The sequence below is a fragment of the Streptomyces celluloflavus genome (assembly GCA_000720995.1).
Lineage (GTDB): Bacteria > Actinomycetota > Actinomycetes > Streptomycetales > Streptomycetaceae > Streptomyces > Streptomyces celluloflavus.
Genome location: JOEL01000014.1, coordinates 104,933 through 120,695, shown reverse-complemented (window position 1 = coordinate 120,695; position 15,763 = coordinate 104,933). Strand labels below are relative to the sequence as shown.

16 protein-coding genes are annotated in these 15,763 nt (G+C 72.3%); 10 read left to right on the top strand and 6 right to left on the bottom strand.

Annotation, left to right across the window (positions count from 1 at the left end; translation table 11 throughout):
• Positions 1-96 precede the first annotated feature (96 nt).
• A complete protein-coding gene (locus IH09_RS15925) occupies positions 97-936 on the bottom strand; it encodes a TIM barrel protein (RefSeq protein WP_052856898.1) in 840 nt (279 codons plus the stop codon).
• Positions 937-1,071: 135 nt separating this feature from the next.
• Here IH09_RS15925 and IH09_RS15920 point away from each other — a divergent pair, with 135 nt between their 5' ends.
• From IH09_RS15920 to IH09_RS15890, 7 genes are all read left to right on the top strand, one after another.
• Positions 1,072-1,341 (top strand): hypothetical protein, encoded by a 270-nt coding sequence (locus tag IH09_RS15920; protein ID WP_110952339.1) that lies wholly within the window; start codon positions 1,072-1,074, stop codon positions 1,339-1,341.
• The gene (locus tag IH09_RS15915) at positions 1,338-1,718 is read left to right on the top strand and encodes a helix-turn-helix domain-containing protein (RefSeq protein WP_052856897.1); all 381 of its coding nucleotides are present in this window, start codon (positions 1,338-1,340) and stop codon (positions 1,716-1,718) included. The genes IH09_RS15920 and IH09_RS15915 overlap by 4 nt, the downstream gene beginning before the upstream one ends.
• Before the next feature lie 169 nt (positions 1,719-1,887).
• Positions 1,888-2,409, top strand: coding sequence for a 2-oxo-4-hydroxy-4-carboxy-5-ureidoimidazoline decarboxylase (gene uraD, locus IH09_RS15910; protein WP_052856896.1), 522 nt, complete (start codon positions 1,888-1,890; stop codon positions 2,407-2,409).
• Positions 2,406-2,759, top strand: coding sequence for a hydroxyisourate hydrolase (gene uraH / locus IH09_RS15905; protein WP_052856895.1), 354 nt, complete (start codon positions 2,406-2,408; stop codon positions 2,757-2,759). Before uraD ends, uraH begins: the two co-directional genes overlap by 4 nt.
• 7 nt (positions 2,760-2,766) lie before the next feature.
• Positions 2,767-3,708 carry a factor-independent urate hydroxylase gene (pucL, locus tag IH09_RS15900; RefSeq protein WP_052856894.1) on the top strand — a complete coding sequence of 314 codons (942 nt, stop codon included), beginning with the start codon at positions 2,767-2,769 and terminating at the stop codon, positions 3,706-3,708.
• 137 nt (positions 3,709-3,845) lie between these two features.
• Positions 3,846-5,261: an 8-oxoguanine deaminase gene (locus IH09_RS15895; protein ID WP_052856893.1), complete on the top strand. Its 1,416-nt coding sequence runs from the start codon at positions 3,846-3,848 to the stop codon at positions 5,259-5,261.
• Between the two features lie 350 nt (positions 5,262-5,611).
• Positions 5,612-7,075 (top strand): solute carrier family 23 protein, encoded by a 1,464-nt coding sequence (locus IH09_RS15890; protein ID WP_052856892.1) that lies wholly within the window; start codon positions 5,612-5,614, stop codon positions 7,073-7,075.
• An 82-nt stretch (positions 7,076-7,157) separates the two neighbouring features.
• Here the strand turns inward: IH09_RS15890 and IH09_RS15885 are convergent, their stop codons facing one another.
• The 3 genes from IH09_RS15885 to IH09_RS15875 form a co-directional block, all read right to left on the bottom strand.
• Entirely contained in the window at positions 7,158-8,030 is an 873-nt protein-coding gene (locus IH09_RS15885) for a chitosanase (RefSeq protein WP_052856891.1), read from the bottom strand.
• Positions 8,031-8,213: 183 nt separating this feature from the next.
• Positions 8,214-9,029: a GNAT family N-acetyltransferase gene (locus IH09_RS15880; RefSeq protein ID WP_052856890.1), complete on the bottom strand. Its 816-nt coding sequence runs from the start codon at positions 9,027-9,029 to the stop codon at positions 8,214-8,216.
• Between the two features lie 108 nt (positions 9,030-9,137).
• Positions 9,138-9,692: a TetR family transcriptional regulator gene (locus tag IH09_RS15875; protein WP_052856889.1), complete on the bottom strand. Its 555-nt coding sequence runs from the start codon at positions 9,690-9,692 to the stop codon at positions 9,138-9,140.
• A 309-nt stretch (positions 9,693-10,001) separates the two neighbouring features.
• On the opposite strand from IH09_RS15875, the gene IH09_RS15870 reads away from it, so the two are divergent.
• From IH09_RS15870 to IH09_RS15860, 3 genes are all read left to right on the top strand, one after another.
• The gene (locus IH09_RS15870; protein WP_052856888.1) at positions 10,002-10,319 is read left to right on the top strand and encodes a hypothetical protein; all 318 of its coding nucleotides are present in this window, start codon (positions 10,002-10,004) and stop codon (positions 10,317-10,319) included.
• 177 nt (positions 10,320-10,496) lie between these two features.
• Complete coding sequence (locus IH09_RS15865; RefSeq protein WP_318279466.1) at positions 10,497-11,918, top strand: M20/M25/M40 family metallo-hydrolase; 1,422 nt, start codon at positions 10,497-10,499, stop codon at positions 11,916-11,918.
• Entirely contained in the window at positions 11,915-13,468 is a 1,554-nt protein-coding gene (locus IH09_RS15860) for a YfcC family protein (protein WP_052856887.1), read from the top strand. Before IH09_RS15865 ends, IH09_RS15860 begins: the two co-directional genes overlap by 4 nt.
• Before the next feature lie 75 nt (positions 13,469-13,543).
• On the opposite strand, the gene IH09_RS15855 is transcribed toward IH09_RS15860, so the two are convergent.
• On the bottom strand, positions 13,544-13,810 hold the full coding sequence (locus IH09_RS15855; protein ID WP_318279465.1) for an SCO5918 family protein: 267 nt from the start codon (positions 13,808-13,810) through the stop codon (positions 13,544-13,546).
• Between the two features lie 299 nt (positions 13,811-14,109).
• On the bottom strand, positions 14,110-15,747 hold the full coding sequence (aceB, locus tag IH09_RS15850) for a malate synthase A (protein ID WP_052856886.1): 1,638 nt from the start codon (positions 15,745-15,747) through the stop codon (positions 14,110-14,112).
• Between the last annotated feature and the right edge of the window lie 16 nt (positions 15,748-15,763).

Here is a 15,763-nt window from a genome sequence, read left to right as displayed (position 1 = left end):
ACCTCTTTCCCGCTCGATTCGACTTTCCGCCCCATCGGGACGCGTACTCCCGCGGGCGGGCGCGACGCACCCGACCCGGGCCGACGATCACGGTGGTCAGCGGGCGGCGCGCAGCGGCCGCGGCAGCCAGGCGAAGGCCGCGTCGCCGGTGGCACCGTCCGGCCGGTATTCCAGACCGGTCCAGCCGGCGTAGCCGTTCTTCCGCAGCCGGTCCAGCAGCGCGGCGAAGTCCAGCGTTCCGGTGCCCGGTGCGCCGCGGCCGGGGGTGTCGGCGATCTGGACGTGCCCGGTCCGCGCGGTATGGCGGTCGATGACCTCGGCCAGGTCCTCGCCGTTCATCGACAGGTGGTAAAGGTCCATCAGGAACCGGGCGTTGTCGAGGCCCGTCGCGGCGTTCACCGCGTCCACGACCTCCATCGCCCGCGGGGTGCTGACGATCGGACAGGCCGGGGACTCCGCCGCGTTGAGCGCCTCGATCAGCAGCGTGCCCCCGGCCGCCGCGACCGCGCGGGCCGCCAGCGTCAGATTCGAGAGCGCCAGCGCGTCCTGTTCCGCCGCCGGGACCCCCGCGACCCGGTTGCCGTAGAGGGCATTGAAGGAGGTGCACCCCAGGGAGCGGGCGAAGTCCACCGCCACCGGGACGTTCGCCCGGAATCCCCGCGACAGCGCACCCGGGACGGACAGCGCTCCCCGGTCCGGGCCCGGCAGTTGCCCCGCGTAGAAGTTCAGCCCCACCAGCCGCGTCCCCGCGTCCTCCAACGCCGTGCGCAGCGAGTCGAGTTCGGCGCGCTCCGGGACCGGGGCGTCCGGCCACGGCCACCACAGCTCCACCGCGGTGAAACCCGCCGCCGCGGCCGCCGCGGGCCGCTCCCGCAGCGGGAGTTCGGTGAACAGGATCGACAGATTGACGCTGAAGCGCGTGTCCGGGAATCCCATGGGGCGCGTCACTCCTTCCGGAATATGGAATTTAGTTTCTGGTTACTGGAACCCTGCCCGGCCCGTTCGAGGGCTGTCAAGAGGGGGCGGGGCGATTTCTGGTGGCCGGGGCGGAGCGCGCGTAGGTTGAGCGCCGTGCGATTGAGACTGGAATTCACGACGGAGCCGTTCGATCTGGACGAGGCGCCCGCCCATGCGGTGGTGGGGCGGGAGGTGGTGACGGGCGCCGAGTTGGACGCCGTGGACGTCGGTCCGTTCGGCAACACGGCCGAGGGTGACGCGGACCGGGTGCTCGACGTGGTGGCCGCCCTGCTGCGCGAATCGCTGGCGGCGGGCGCCACCCGGATCTCCGTACAGGTCAATGTGATAGCGGGAGCCGACGGGGCCGCGGGGGGCGCCGTATGACCGGGCCCGTCGACCACCCGTTCGTCGAGGCGGTGAAGCCGCTGGTGGAGGCGATGGGCGGGCAGTTGGTCGCGCCGGACCTGGCGCAGGGTGACGATGTCGTCCTGGTCTGGGAGGGCGTGGACCGGGTGGCCGTGCGGCTCCCGCATCTGTCGGACTCGCTCGACCACCTCCTGGCCGAACTCCGGCGCCGGCACGGTATGCCGCTCGCCGAACTTGACCGCAAGACCAAGCAGTCGGTGGTGCGGGTTCTGGAGACCCGCGGGGCCTTCTCCGTACGGCACGGTGTGGAGATCGTCGCGAACGCCCTCGGTGTCAGCCGCTTCACCGTCTACAACTACCTGAACAGGGAGAACGCCGCCAAGGAGACCGACTGAGGCGCACCGGCCCGGGGCGCGCCCCGATCCCGCGAGCCGCCGTCCGGGTTTCCCGGGCGGCGGCTCGGGCGTTGCCGAGTTTTCAACAAAGTGTTGACGCGGTGTTGCGGGGGGTCTTAGCTGTCTCCAGCCAGCAGAGCCGTCCAGCATCAGGCCACGGAGGCTGTCTGTGTCCTCGCTCCCGCCACCGGGCCTGACCCGGTTCAACGCAGCCGACGACAACGCGGCGCAGGCCGCACTGCACCAGGTGTGTACCAGCCGGGCATGGGCCGCGCGCCTGCTCGCCCGGCGCCCGTACGCCACCACCGACGCCCTGTACGCCGCGAACGACGCCGCCGTGGCCGAACTGACCGCGGCGGACCTGGCCGAGGCGATGGCCGGGCATCCGCCCATCGGCCGGCCGGAGCCGGGCGATGCGGCCGCCGCCCGCGAACAGCGCGGTATGGCCGGCGCCTCCGCCGCACTCACGGCGGAGATGCGCCAACTGAACCTGGACTACCAGGAGAAGTTCGGCCAGGTCTTCCTGATCCGCGCCGCCGGCCGCACCGCGGAACACCTGCGGGACGCCATCCGGCACCGGATCGGCAACGCACCGGAAGAGGAACGGGAGATCGTCCGCGGCGAGCTCGCCGAGATCAACCGGCTTCGGCTGACCCGCCTGACCGAACGCGCGGAAGGAGGCACGGTATGAGCGGTACGACGGCCGCACCGGCGTCGGTGTCCACGCACATCCTGGACACCAGCGCGGGCCGCCCCGCGGCGGGCGTCGCCGTCAACCTGGCGGTGCGCTCCGGCCCCGACAGCGTCTGGATCGCGCACGCCGCGGCCACGACCGACGCGGACGGACGCTGCACGGACTTGCCGGCCCTGCCGGCGGGCACCACCCACGCACGCCTCGTCTTCGCCGTCGAGGAGTACGCCGCGGACAGCGGTGCCTTCTTCCCGGAAGTGGCGGTCACCTTCGCCGTCCGGCCGGGCGAGCATCATCACGTACCGCTGCTGCTCAACCCATTCGGCTACTCCGTATACCGAGGGAGCTAGCACCGACATGACCGTTCAGCACCGCCCGGCCCGCCCCGCGATTCTCGGCCAGAACCAGTACGGCAAGGCGGAGAACCGCGTCGTCAAGATCACCCGTGACGGCGGCACCCACCACATCAGGGACCTCAACGTCTCGGTCGCACTCTCCGGCGACCTCGAAGAGGTCCACCTCTCCGGCTCCAACGCCAACTGCCTGCCCACCGACACCACCAAGAACACCGTGTTCGCCTTCGCCAAGGAACACGGCATCGCATCGGCCGAACAGTTCGGCATCCACCTGGCCCGGCACTTCGTGACCAGCCAGGAACCGATCACCCGGGCGCGGATCCGTATAGAGGAGTACGCCTGGGAGCGGATCGCCACCGCCGCCCCCGGCGCCGACGAGGTCCGGCACTCCTTCGCCCGCAAGGGCCAGGAGACCCGCCTCACCCAGATCACCTACGACGGCGAGACCTGGGAGGTCGTCTCCGGCCTGAAGGACCTGGTCGTGCTGAACTCCACCAACTCGGAGTTCTGGGGCTATATCAAGGACAGGTACACCACCCTCCAGGAGGCGTACGACCGCATCCTCGCCACCGAGGTCTCCAGCCGCTGGCGGTTCGACTGGACCGGCGACGCGCAGCCGATGCCCGACTGGGAGCATTCCTACGAGCAGGTCAGGACGCACCTGCTGCAAGCCTTCGCGGAGACCTACAGCCTCTCCCTCCAGCAGACCCTCTACCAGATGGGTTCGCGCGTCATCGAGCACCGCCCCGAGGTCGAGGAGATCCGCTTCTCGATGCCGAACAAGCATCACTTCCTCGTGGACCTCAAGCTGTTCGGTCTGGAGAACGACACCGCCGACGGCGCCGTGTACCACGCGGCGGACCGTCCGTACGGCCTGATAGAGGCCACGGTGCTGCGCGACGGCGCCGAAGCCCGGATCCCACTGGACCTGACCACCATCTGACCGGCCCCTGACGGCCCTTACCCGGCTCGCCGTGTCACGCGTCCCTCCCCTCCCCACACCGGGGAGGGCGCGCCTCCGGATCCCGCGAGGGCCGGCGCGGGGCATCCCCCTCACCCGTCACAGAAGAAGGAAGCGCCATGGCTGCACCGGGATCCACGGACCGCGCGGTCGAGGACCACGCGGTCGCGCGGATCGTCATCGAGAACTGCGCCATCGCCACCGTCGACGCCCACGACACCGAGTACGCCACCGGCCATGTCGTCGTCGCCGGGGACGTCATCGAGTCGGTGGGCGCGGGCCGGGCCCCCGCGGACCTGGCGCACGTCGTCCGCCGGATCGACGGTACGGGGCAACTGGCCACCCCCGGCCTGGTCAACACCCACCACCACTTCTACCAGTGGCTCACCCGCGGACTCGCCACCGACCACAACCTGTTCGACTGGCTGGTCGCGCTCTACCCGACCTGGGCCCGTATCGACGCCCCGATGCTCGCCGCCGCCACCCAGGGCTCGCTCGGCATGCTGGTCAAGGGCGGCGCCACCACCGTCAGCGACCACCACTACATCTTCCCCGAGGGCGCCGGCGACCTGGTCGGCGCCGAACTGGCGGCGGTCGCCGAGATCGGTGCCCGGATCACCCTGGCCCGCGGCTCCATGGACCGCGGGGCGAAGGACGGCGGGCTGCCGCCGGACTTCGCCGTGGAGACCACCGAGGGCGCCCTGCTGGCGACCGAAGCGGCCATCGACGCCCACCACGACCGCTCCTTCGGGTCGATGGTGCACATCGCCGCGGCGCCCTGCTCGCCGTTCACCGTCTCCACCGAACTCCTGCGACAGAGCGCCGAGTTGGCCCGCCGCAAGGGGGTGCGGCTGCACACCCACGGGTCGGAGACCGTCGAGGAGGAGGCGTTCTGCCGCCGGCTCTTCGGCATGGGCCCCACCGACTACCTCGCGTCCACCGGCTGGCTGGGCGACGACGTCTGGATGGCGCACTGCGTCCATCTGCACGATTCCGATATCGACGCCTTCGCCCGCACCGGCACCGGCGTCGCGCACTGCCCGTCCTCCAACGCTCGCCTCGCCGCCGGTATCGCCCGCGTCCCCGACCTGCTCGCGGCCGGCGTCCCGGTCGGCCTCGGCGTGGACGGTACCGCCTCCAACGAGTCCGGCGAACTCCACACCGAACTGCGCAACGCCCTGCTCGTCAACCGCCTAGGCCCGCACCGCGAGGCCGCCCTCAACGCCCGCCAGGCACTGCGGCTGGGCACCTACGGGGGCGCGCAGGTCCTCGGCCGGACCGCCGAGATCGGCTCGCTGGAGGCGGGCAAGCTCGCCGATCTGGTGCTGTGGAAGCTGGACGGCCTCGGTCACTCCTCCATCGCCGACCCGGTCACCGCCCTGGTCTTCGGCGCCGCCGCCCCGGTCACGCTCTCCCTGGTGGGCGGCGTCCCGGTCGTCGAGGGCAACCGCCTGACCCGCGTCGACGAGGACACCCTCGCCCGCACCGCGCGCACCGAGGCCCGGCGGCTGGCCCGGATCGCCGCCGCGGGCTGAACTACCTTCCGGCGGTCCGCCGTTGACGTGTACCGCCCCCGAACGGGCCGGGAGGGACGGCTCCCGGCCGGGCCCGTGGATCCGAGCGGGATCCGCGGGCGCCGGACCCGGGGGCGCGGGGAGAGCACCCTTGCGCCCCCGGGCCGGTCCACCGCCGCACCGCCGCACCGCCGCTCCGCCGCGCGCCACCGGCCCGCCCGGCTGCGCACCCCCCCTCGCCCCCCTCGTCCCCCCTTCGCTCTCCCTCCTCCCTCGCACGACCTCCCGCCCCACGCACCACTCCGCACGCCCTCCGTGACAGCCTCGCCCCGCCCGTTCAAGGCGGCGCAGAAAACGACAGGAGGCCCGCAGTGGCCCCACGCCCCGGGCAGCAGCCGGAGGCCGACCGCAGGCACCCGGTCGACCGGACCCTCCCACCCGTCAAGATGGTCACCAGCGGCCTCCAGCACGTGGCCGCGATGTACGCGGGGGTGGTGGCCCCGCCGATGATCGTCGGCCCGGCCTGCGGTCTGGGCCCCGCCGAGACCGCGTTCCTGATGGGCGCCAGCCTCTTCACGGCGGGTATCGCCACTCTGCTGCAGACGCTGGGCTTCTGGAAGATCGGGGCGAAGCTCCCCTTCGTCAACGGCGTCTCGTTCGCGGGCGTCACCCCGATGGTCGCGATCGGCCAGTCGCAGAGCCCCCGCCACGCGCTGCCGGTCATCTTCGGCGCGGTGCTCGTCGCCGGTGTGCTGGGCTTCCTGTTAGCCCCCTACTTCTCCCGGCTCGTACGGTTCTTCCCGCCGGTGGTGACCGGCACCGTCATCACCCTGATCGGCCTCTCCCTGCTCCCGGTGGCCTTCAGATGGTCCCAGGGCGGCAATGAACACGCCTCCGACCACGGCTCGTTGGCGAACATCGGGACGGCCGCGCTGACCTTCGTCATCGTGCTGGTGCTGCGCCGGGTGCTGCGCGGCTTCCTCCGGCAGATCGCGATCCTGCTCGGCCTGGTCGCCGGCACGCTGATCGCGATACCCGTGGGGATCACCCGGTTCTCCGCCCTCGCCGGGGCGGAGCTCGTCGGCTTCCCGGTGCCCTTCCACTTCGGGGCGCCGCGGTTCGAACTCGCCGCCATCGTCTCGATGTGCGTGGTCATGCTGGTCTGCATGACCGAGTCGACGGCCGACATACTGGCCCTCGGCAGGATCGTCGGCCGCCCGGCGGACGAGCGCACCATCGCGGGCGGACTGCGCGCCGACACCCTGGGCACTGCGGTCAGCCCGTTCTTCAACGGCTTCGCCAACAGCGCCTTCGCCCAGAACATCGGCCTGGTCGCGATGACCGGGGTGCGCAGCCGGTTCGTCGTGGCGACCAGCGGCGGCATCCTGATCGTGCTGGGCCTGTGCCCGGTGGCCGCGTCGGTGATCTCACTGGTCCCGCTGCCGGTCCTGGGCGGCGCGGGCATCGTGCTCTTCGGCTCGGTGGCCGCCAGCGGGATCCAGACGCTGGCCTCGGCCGCGCTGGAGAAGGGCGAGAACGCGCTGATCGTGGCGGCGGCCCTCGGCATCGGCCTGATCCCGATCGCGGCACCGGACTTCTACCACGCCTTCCCGAAGGACCTGCTGGTCGTCCTGGACTCCGGTATCAGCACCGGCTGCCTGGTCGCCCTCGTCCTCAACCTCGTCTTCCACCACCTCGGCGGCCGGCGGCCGGACGGCGGGCCCGGTCCGCTGGACGCCGGGGCCGGGGGCGGCCACGAGGAGGCGGACCGCCCGCGGCGCCCCGCGGGCGGTGAGCCGGACGCCGCCGGGTTCGTGGCGGCCCCCGCGCACTGAGCGGCCGGGCACGGCAACGGCCCGCAGGGGAGCGGCACCATCCGCTCTCTTACGGGCCGTCGGGTCATGCGGGCCGCCGGGGTCAGCCGATGTGGTAGGAGTCGCCGTAGGTCTTCCAGTCCAGCGGCGGCTTCAGGTCGAGGTTGCCCTTCTTGAGGAAGAGGCGCTGCTCGGTGTCCACCCGGCCGGTGTCCTCGTGGGCCTTCTCCTGCTTCATGGCCCAGACCCGGGCGTCCAGGAAGGCGTTGAGGTACTTGACCTCGTCGCCGCCCTGGGCCGGCGTCTTGGCCGACTTCAGCGCGCGCTTGCGGATGCTGGAGAAGCTGGTCTTCTCGTCGCCGTCGCCGTGCATCACGATCGCGTCGTAGTACGCGAACTGGCCCAGGACGCCGATCCCGTCGGCCTTGCCCTGCTTGACCGCGGGGTCGAAGTAGACCCGGTCCCGCTCGTCGTTCTGGGCCTGCTGGAAGGCGGTGTCCTGGGCGGCCTTCTCCCAGTCCTTCTTGAAGTTCGGGTCCAGGCCCTTGTGGGAGTCGGAGCCGTTCACCTTGCGCAGCGCGGGGAGGTACTTGGCGAGGATGTTGTCGGGCTTGCGCTTGGTGTAGAGCTCGACGAGATCCAGCATGTCGCCGGTGCCGGAACAGAAGCCGATGATGCCGGCGGTGTAGCCGCGGCCGTCATCGATGTCGTCGATCCACTTGTACCACTTCTTCCACTCCAGCGAGGAGTTCTCCGCGCTGGAGACCAGCTGCATGGCGATCTCCTTCTTCGCGGGATCGTCGAGGCCGGTGGCGGCCCGCGCGGTGAGTGGCGCGGTGTCGGCCACGGCCTGGGAGGGCGCGGCCGGGGACGCGGTGCCGGCGACCGCCGTCGCCGGCACCGCGAGCAGGGCGAGACCGAGGGCGACCCGGGTCGCGGTCTTGGGCAGAGCTCTGCTGATCGATCGGGTGCGCATGGATGGCCTCCAAGTCGAGGTGGTCCGAGGGGGGTTCCCCAATCGTTAGGAAGCTTTCCTACCAGACTTGAAGGGTGCCGTATACCCGTCCAGCGGCACCAACCCGAGCCGCCGCGGCCGCTGTTGGCGCGACCGCGGCGTCACGGGTTCCGCTTCCGGCGCTCCCCGGCCCGCGACCGGCCGTCAGTTCCCGGCGTCCGGCTCCCAGGTGTACGGGGTCGTCGTGGCCACCGGGAGCAGACCGAGCCGGGCGAGGATCGGACGGCTGGTGTCCAGCGCATCGATCTGGACGTAGCGGAAACCGCGCTCCACGGCGAGCGTGGCGCGGGCGGCGACCAGCGCCCGGTAGAGGCCGCGGCCCCGCCAGTTGGGCAGCGTGGAGCCGCCCCACAGGGAGGCGAACTCCGTGCCGGGGTGGAAGCGGACCCAGGCGGCGCAGACCACCTCGCCCGCGAGCGACTCGGCGACCAGCACGGTGCACGGGTCGCCGCCGCCGGACACCCATCCCTCCATGGCCGGCGCCAGCCAGCTCTGGTCGCCGCCCCAGACCTCCTGCGAGAGCGCTGCGATGCGGTCGAAGTCGGCCCGGGAGGTGACCTCGTGCAGCCGTACGCCCTCCGGCAGCCGTGGCTCCGCGGCGATCTCGGCGGCCTCGCCGATGATCACCGTCTCCTGCTCACCGGGCGTGAAGCCGGCCGCCCGCAGCCGGTCGGGCAGATCGGCGGGCAGGTCGTAGCCGTAGTACTTCCACTCGACCGGCCGGCCGAGCGCGGCGAAGTGATCACGCTGGGCGGCGATGAAGGCGTCCAGCTCGGGCCCGTCGAGACCGCCCAGATCGCGGTAGAGGATCAGCCCGCCCTCCCCGGGGACGAGAATGCGCTCGACCGGGCCGACGCGCTCGGCCCCGCTCAGCTCGGGGGAGAAGGTGCGGGCACGCAGCTGCTCGTCGTACGCGGCGAGGTAGGCGGCCGCCCGTTCGGAAGTCTCATCTGTGGTCATCCGGGCACTCCACCACACCGGGCACCGCGGAGCGACTGGTTTGCGACGCGCGTCCGGCGCGTGGTGCGCCGGCTGTCCGGCGCGGCGCGCCCAGGGCTCCGTCCGCGGTCAGCCCAGCAGCGCGCGCAGCAGGTCGCGGATGTCCGGTGCCGGATCGAAATCCGCCGCGGGGAAGGAGAGTTCGTGCAGTACGACGCCGTCGAGATGGTCGAGCAGGATCCGGCCGTGCCGCTCCGGCGCCGGGGAGCCGAAGCGGCGTGCCCGCTCCGCGCTCCAGGCGAGCACCGTCTGGCGCCCCCGGGCGAGCGGGGCGCGCAGCTCGGGGCGGGCCGAGGACTCCAGGAAGAGCGCGAAGCGGGCGGCGGTGCGGGCCCGCCCGGGACCGGTGGCGTGCCGGACGAAGGCGGCCATCACCTCGGCCAGTTCACCGGGATCGGCCGGATCGGCGCCGCCCGCGAACGACTCCCAGTCGCGGTGCTCCAGGGTCTGGAGGTGATCGACGATGCCGTCGATCAGCGCCGTGCGGTTGCGGAAGTAGTTCGACGTGGTGCCCGTGGGGACGCCCGCGGCGGTGTCCACGGCCTGGTAGGTCAGCCGCCGGGAGCCCTCGGCCCCCAGCACCTCGATCGCCGCGTCCAGTACCTCGTCCCGCCGTCGTGCCACGCCGCCCGCTCCTCGTACTACGTTTACCTGCTTGACTACTACAAAAATAGTATCGCGCGGTCATGGAGTCCTCGACGGCTGTCGTCGGGGGCGGAATCGGCGGAATCGGCGCTGCCATGGTCCTGTGTGCCGGCGGCCGACGCGTCGATGCCCGTGAGCGGGTCGGCGCCCCACCGACCGCCGGTACCGCCCTCGCGCTGCGGCCCTTCGCCCTGCGGGCGCTCGACGCCCTCGACACCCTTGACACCCTCGGCGCCGGAGGGGGAAGTCGCCGTGCCGCGCGCCTGATTCGGCCGCTGGGGCGCCGGTGTGCGGGCCGTCCTCGACCGCCCGACGGAGGCCGGGGCGCTGCGGTACGTCCTGTACCACCTTGCCCCGCCGCTGCCGTCTTACCTCTCCGGCCGCACGGCGCTGATTGGCGACGCCGCGCACGCGATGCCCCCGGACCTGAGGCGCGGCGCCTGCGAAGCGCTGGTGGACGGCCTGGAGTTGGCGGCCGCCCTGCGGGCCGCGCCGGATGTGCCGCCCACCCGGCAGGTGGTGCGGATGGCGCGGAAGCCGTACGGCACAAAGGCGCGGAACACGCTGCCGCCCGCGCCGCTCGCGGTCGGCGGCCCGCCGGGGTGACCGCCGGCGCGCGGCGCGCGGGACGGTGAGCGCGGGCGCCACGGTCACCGTTTGTCGCCGAACGGCCACCTCGCGTAGTGAAATGCCGGATATGCTGCATTGGCTCTGAAGGTACGTCAATGAGCGATTCTGAGGCCATCTGCGCGCACCGGCCGCGCCACGGAGAGGGGTTCCGCGGTGAACCAGGAAGCCAACGACCCGGACGGTCGGCCCCCGGGAGCAGGCCGGTCCGCCGCCCTGGAGTCCACCGCCGACGCGCTGCTGCCAGGGGTGCGCGCGGACCTCGAACGGCTCGCGGCCATCCCCTCCATCGCCTTCCCCGGCCTCTCGCCCGAACCGGTCCTCCAGGCACGTGACCTCGTCGTCGCCCTGCTGCGGGACACCGGCGTGACCGACATCGGGGAACTGAACCTCCCCGAGACCGCCCCCGTCGTCACCGCCACCGTCCCGCCGCCCACCCCCGACGCCCCCACCGTCCTGCTCTACGCCCACTACGACGTCCAGCCGTCCGGCGACGAACACCGCTGGGCCTCACCGCCCTTCGAGCCCGCCGGCATCCCGGGCGGCGTCCGCGCCCGCGGTATCGCCGACGGCAAGGCCAATGTGATGGCCCATATCGGCGCGCTGCGGGCCTATGGCGGCCGGCCCCCGGTCGGCATCAGGATCATCTTCGAGGGGCAGGCAGAGCACGGCAGCGCCTTCGACGCCTACCCGCCCACCGACCCCGGGATGTTCGCCTGCGACGCGATGCTCATCGCGGACACGGGCAACATCCGCCCCGGCACGCCCACTCTCACCACGGCCCTGCGTGGCGCCGCCGACCTCCTCGTCGAAGTCCGCACCCTCGACGCCGCCGTGCACAGCGGCGCGTACGGCGGCGCCGCCCCCGACGCACTGCTCGCCCTCGTCACGGCGCTCGCCACCCTCCACGACGCGCACGGCGATGTCGCCGTCGCGGGCCTGCGCCGCGAACCCTGGGACGGCACCACCTTCACCGACGACGAGTTCCGGGAACTGGCCGGCATCACCGACGGCACCCCCCTGATGGGCTCCGGCGGCCTCGGCGAACGGCTGTGGAGCGGCCCGGCGATCACCGTCGTCGGCCTCGACGCCCCGCCCGTCACGTCCGCCGCCCCCGCCGTCGTGCCCCACGCCCGCGCCGCGCTCAACCTCCGCGTCCACCCCCGCCAGGACCCCCGCGAAGCGCTCACCGCCCTCGTCCGCCACCTGGAACGGCTGCGCCCCTTCGGCATCCCGCTCACCGTCACCCCCGGCGGCGTGCGCCCCGGCTACGAGGCCGCCACCGGCGGGCCCGCCTACCGCGCCGCCCGCACCGCACTGCGCCGCGCCTGGGGCACCGACCCCGTGCACACGGCGGCCGGCGGCTCGTTCCCCCTGGTCAACGGCCTGGCCGCGGCGGTGCCCGACGCCGAGATCCTGCTCTTCGGCCCCGCCGACCAGCTCTGCCAACGGCACGGCCCCGACGAGCGCGTGCTGCTGTCCGAACTGCGCGGCGCGCTGCTCGCCGAGGCGGCTTTCTTCGCCGAATACGCCGCGACGCACCGGGCCGCGACGTACCGGGCCGGAGGCACCGCATGACGGTCCCGCGGGCGCCCGAACCGCCCGCCCCGCCCGCCGCCGCCCCCGCCGAACCGCCGCCCGCGAAGCGGTTCACCTTCCCCAGCGCCGTCACCGTCCTGGCCGTCGTCACCCTCGCGGTCTGGCTGCTGGCCTTCGTCATCCCCGCCGGTACCTACACCCGCAACGGCCACGGCGCCCCCGTCCAGGGCACCTACCACCGTGCGCCGTCCGCCCAGACCTTCCCCGAGAGCCTCAACGACCTCTTCCTGTCACCCGTCAACGGCCTCTACGGCATCAAGGACGCCAGGACGGGGCAGGTCGGCCCCGGACTGAGCGGCGAACTGTACGGCAGCGCCGGGGTGTTCCTCTTCGTGCTCGCCATCGGCGCGTTCATCACCGTGGTCTTCGCCACCGGCGCCCTGGACCGCGGTATCGGCCGCCTCGCCCACCGGCTGCGCGACCGCGGCGCACTCCTGATCACCGGCGTGATGGCGGTCTTCTCCCTCCTCGGCACCGTCGAGGGCTTCGCCGAGGAGACGCTGGGCTTCTACGGGCTGATCGTGCCGCTGATGCTCGCACTCGGCTTCGACCGGCTGGTGGCCACCGGCACCATCATCCTCGGCGCCGGCATCGGCGTGCTCTGCTCCACCGTCAACCCGTTCGCCACCGGCGTCGCCTCGTCCGCCGCGGAGATCTCCCTGGGCGACGGCATCGCGCTACGGGTCGCGATGTGGCTCGTGCTGACCACGGTCACCATCGCCTATGTCGTCCGCTACGCGCGCCGGGTACGCCGGAACCCCGACCGCTCACTCTGCGGCTTCCTGCCCGGCGACCGGGAACACGCCCGGACCACGACGTCCGCCGCGGCGCCACCCGGACTGACCGGGCTGCACAAGACGGTGCTGGTGACCGTGGCGCTGGTCTTCGCCTTCATGATCTTCTCGGTGATCCCCTGGGCCGGCGCCCTCACCGGCAACACCGCGGCACCCCCGTACGGCTTCGAACTCGACTGGTCCTTCCCGCAGTTGGCGGCGTTGTTCCTGGTGGCCGCGGTGCTGGTCGGGATCATCGCGCGGATGGGCGAGCAGCGGCTCAGCGCGACGATCGTGCAGGGCGCGGCGGACTTCATCGCGCCCGCGCTGGTGATCGTGCTGGCCCGCGGCGTCACCGTCATCATGAACAACTCGAAGATCACCGACACCGTGCTGCACTCGATCGAGGGCGTGGTCTCCGGCACCCCGTCGGCGGCCTTCGGGATCATGGTGTTCCTGGTGAACCTGCCGCTGGCATTCCTGATCCCGTCGACCTCGGGCCACGCCACCCTGGCCATGCCGATCCTGGCCCCGCTCGCCGACTTCGCGGGCGTCTCCCGGGCGGTGGTGGTGACGGCCTGGCAGGCCGCCAGCGGCTGGATGAACCTCTGGGTTCCCACCACCGCCGTCATCATGGGAGGCATCTCCCTGGCGAAGGTCGGCTACGACAGATATCTGCGTTTCGTCTGGCCACTGCTGGCCCTGCTCGCCGTCCTCGTCTGCGGCTTCGTGGCGCTCGGCGCGGTACTCGGCTGACGGCCGCGTCGGGACGGCGACGTGGACGGGGTGGCCGTACCAGGACGGGGCGGCCGCGCCGCGTGGCGCCTGGCCTCAGAGGAAGGGCGTCGGCTCGCTCGCCGCCGGCCGCGGCTTGCAGGTGAAACCGAGCTGGCGCAGCGCGCGGACCATCTCGCCGGCGCTGAAATCCCGCGGGTCCTGACCGGTGACGATCCGGCCGACCTGCTTGACGGGAAAGGCGGTGGTGCCGACGACCACGGAGTCGCCGTCGATCGGCTCCGGCGTAACGGTGCTCATCTTCTGCTCCACCTCGCTCGCCTGGAGGTAGAAGAAAACGCCGGCAATGGTGACACGCATCATGCCTCAACAAGGGTGCGCAGGAATGGAGCCCGAAAGCTCACCTTCTCATGGATCCGGACACCCTCAAGGCCCCGGCCGACACGGACCGTAACCCGTCGGCGCGCCGCGCCACGGGCACAGCGGCGGGGTGCGCGGCTGACGGGTCGCCGCGCCCCCCGCCGGGGAAACCGCTTCCCCGACGCCGATCGACCCGGACTCCACCGGCCGCCACTCCACGGCCGGAGCCCCACCGTGCCGAGCACGGCGAAGGGCCCGTACCCGTTGCGGCGCGCAGGCGGTACGGGCCCTCGGGGCCGGGGTCAGTCCAGCAACTCGTACGCGGGCAGCGTCAGGAAGTCCGCGTAGTCGGCGTCGAGTGCGACCCGCAGCAGCAGATCGTGCGCCTGCTGCCACTTGCCGGCGGCGAACGCCTCGTCGCCGGCCTCGGCGCGGATACCGGTCAGGGTCTCGGCGGCGATGGCGCGTACCAGTTCCGCGGTCACCCTTTCGCCGGCGTGCGCCCCGCTGTCGAAGACGACGCCCGCGTCCACCCACTGCCAGATCTGCGAGCGCGAGATCTCGGCGGTGGCGGCGTCCTCCATCAGGCCGAAGATGGCGACGGCGCCCAGACCGCGCAGCCACGCCTCGATGTAACGGGTGCCGACCTGCACGGCGTCGACCAGGCCCTGGTAGGTGGGCTCGGCGTCCAGGGTGTCCACGGCGATCAGGTCGGCTGCCGTGACGTGCACGTCCTCGCGCAGCCGGTCCTTCTGGTGCGGCCGGTCGCCGAGGACCGCGTCGAAGGAGGCGCGGGCGACGGGGACCAGATCCGGGTGCGCGACCCAGGAGCCGTCGAAACCGTCGCCCGCCTCCCGGTCCTTGTCGCTCTTGACCTTCGCCAGCGCCCGCTCGTTGGCCTCGGGGTCGTGGCGGTTGGGGATGAACGCCGCCATCCCGCCGATCGCGTGCGCACCGCGCTTGTGGCAGGTGCGGACGAGGAGTTCGGTGTACGCCCGCATGAACGGCGCGGTCATCGTCACCGCGTTGCGGTCCGGGAGGACGAACTTGGCACCGCCGTCACGGAAGTTCTTCACGAGGGAGAAGAGGTAGTCCCAGCGGCCGGCGTTCAGCCCCGAGGCGTGCGCGCGCAGTTCGTAGAGGATCTCCTCCATCTCGTACGCGGCGGTGATCGTCTCGATCAGCACGGTGGCGCGCACGGTGCCCTGCGGGATGCCGAGATGGTCCTGGGCGAAGACGAAGACGTCGTTCCAGAGGCGGGCCTCCAGATGCGATTCGGTCTTCGGCAGATAGAAGTACGGGCCCTTGCCGAGGTCCAGCAGGCGTTGCGCGTTGTGGAAGAAGTACAGCCCGAAGTCGACCAGCGCACCGGGCACCGGCCGGCCCTCGACCCGGAGGTGACGCTCGTCCAGATGCCAGCCACGCGGCCGTACGACCACGGTGGCGAGCTCCGCGGCGGGCTTGAGCGCGTACGTCTTGCCCTCCGGTGAGGTGAAGTCGATCCGGCGCTCGTAGGCGTCGATCAGGTTGAGCTGGCCGGTGACGACGTTCTCCCACGTGGGCGCCGTGGCGTCCTCGAAGTCGGCGAGCCAGACCCGGGCGCCCGAGTTGAGGGCGTTGACGGTCATCTTGCGGTCGGTGGGACCGGTGATCTCCACCCGGCGGTCGTTGAGCGCGGCGGGCGACGCGGCGACCCGCCAGCTGTCGTCGGCGCGGAGGTGCGCGGTCTCGGGGAGAAAGTCCAGGGTGCCGGTCCTGGCGATCTCGGCGCGGCGCTCGGCGCGGCGCGCGAGCAGTGCGTCGCGGCGCGGGGTGAACCGGCGGTGGAGCTCGGTGACGAAGGCGAGCGCGGCGTCGGTGAGGATCTCGCCCTGCCGCGCGGGGGTGTTGCCGGGGCCGGCTTCGACGGTGGCCAGCGGGGACGGCGCTGGTGCGGACATGAGCTGTCACTCCATT

What these genes read in the sequence shown, in the direction of transcription:
- IH09_RS15925 (WP_052856898.1), bottom strand. Translation starts at nt 936, where the DNA reads ATGGGATTCCCGGACACGCGCTTCAGCGTCAATCTGTCGATCCTGTTC.
- IH09_RS15915 (WP_052856897.1), top strand. Translation starts at nt 1,338, where the DNA reads ATGACCGGGCCCGTCGACCACCCGTTCGTCGAGGCGGTGAAGCCGCTG.
- uraH (WP_052856895.1), top strand. Translation starts at nt 2,406, where the DNA reads ATGAGCGGTACGACGGCCGCACCGGCGTCGGTGTCCACGCACATCCTG.
- pucL (WP_052856894.1), top strand. Translation starts at nt 2,767, where the DNA reads ATGACCGTTCAGCACCGCCCGGCCCGCCCCGCGATTCTCGGCCAGAAC.
- IH09_RS15895 (WP_052856893.1), top strand. Translation starts at nt 3,846, where the DNA reads ATGGCTGCACCGGGATCCACGGACCGCGCGGTCGAGGACCACGCGGTC.
- IH09_RS15885 (WP_052856891.1), bottom strand. Translation starts at nt 8,030, where the DNA reads ATGCGCACCCGATCGATCAGCAGAGCTCTGCCCAAGACCGCGACCCGG.
- IH09_RS15880 (WP_052856890.1), bottom strand. Translation starts at nt 9,029, where the DNA reads ATGACCACAGATGAGACTTCCGAACGGGCGGCCGCCTACCTCGCCGCG.
- IH09_RS15860 (WP_052856887.1), top strand. Translation starts at nt 11,915, where the DNA reads ATGACGGTCCCGCGGGCGCCCGAACCGCCCGCCCCGCCCGCCGCCGCC.
- IH09_RS15855 (WP_318279465.1), bottom strand. Translation starts at nt 13,810, where the DNA reads ATGATGCGTGTCACCATTGCCGGCGTTTTCTTCTACCTCCAGGCGAGC.
- aceB (WP_052856886.1), bottom strand. Translation starts at nt 15,747, where the DNA reads ATGTCCGCACCAGCGCCGTCCCCGCTGGCCACCGTCGAAGCCGGCCCC.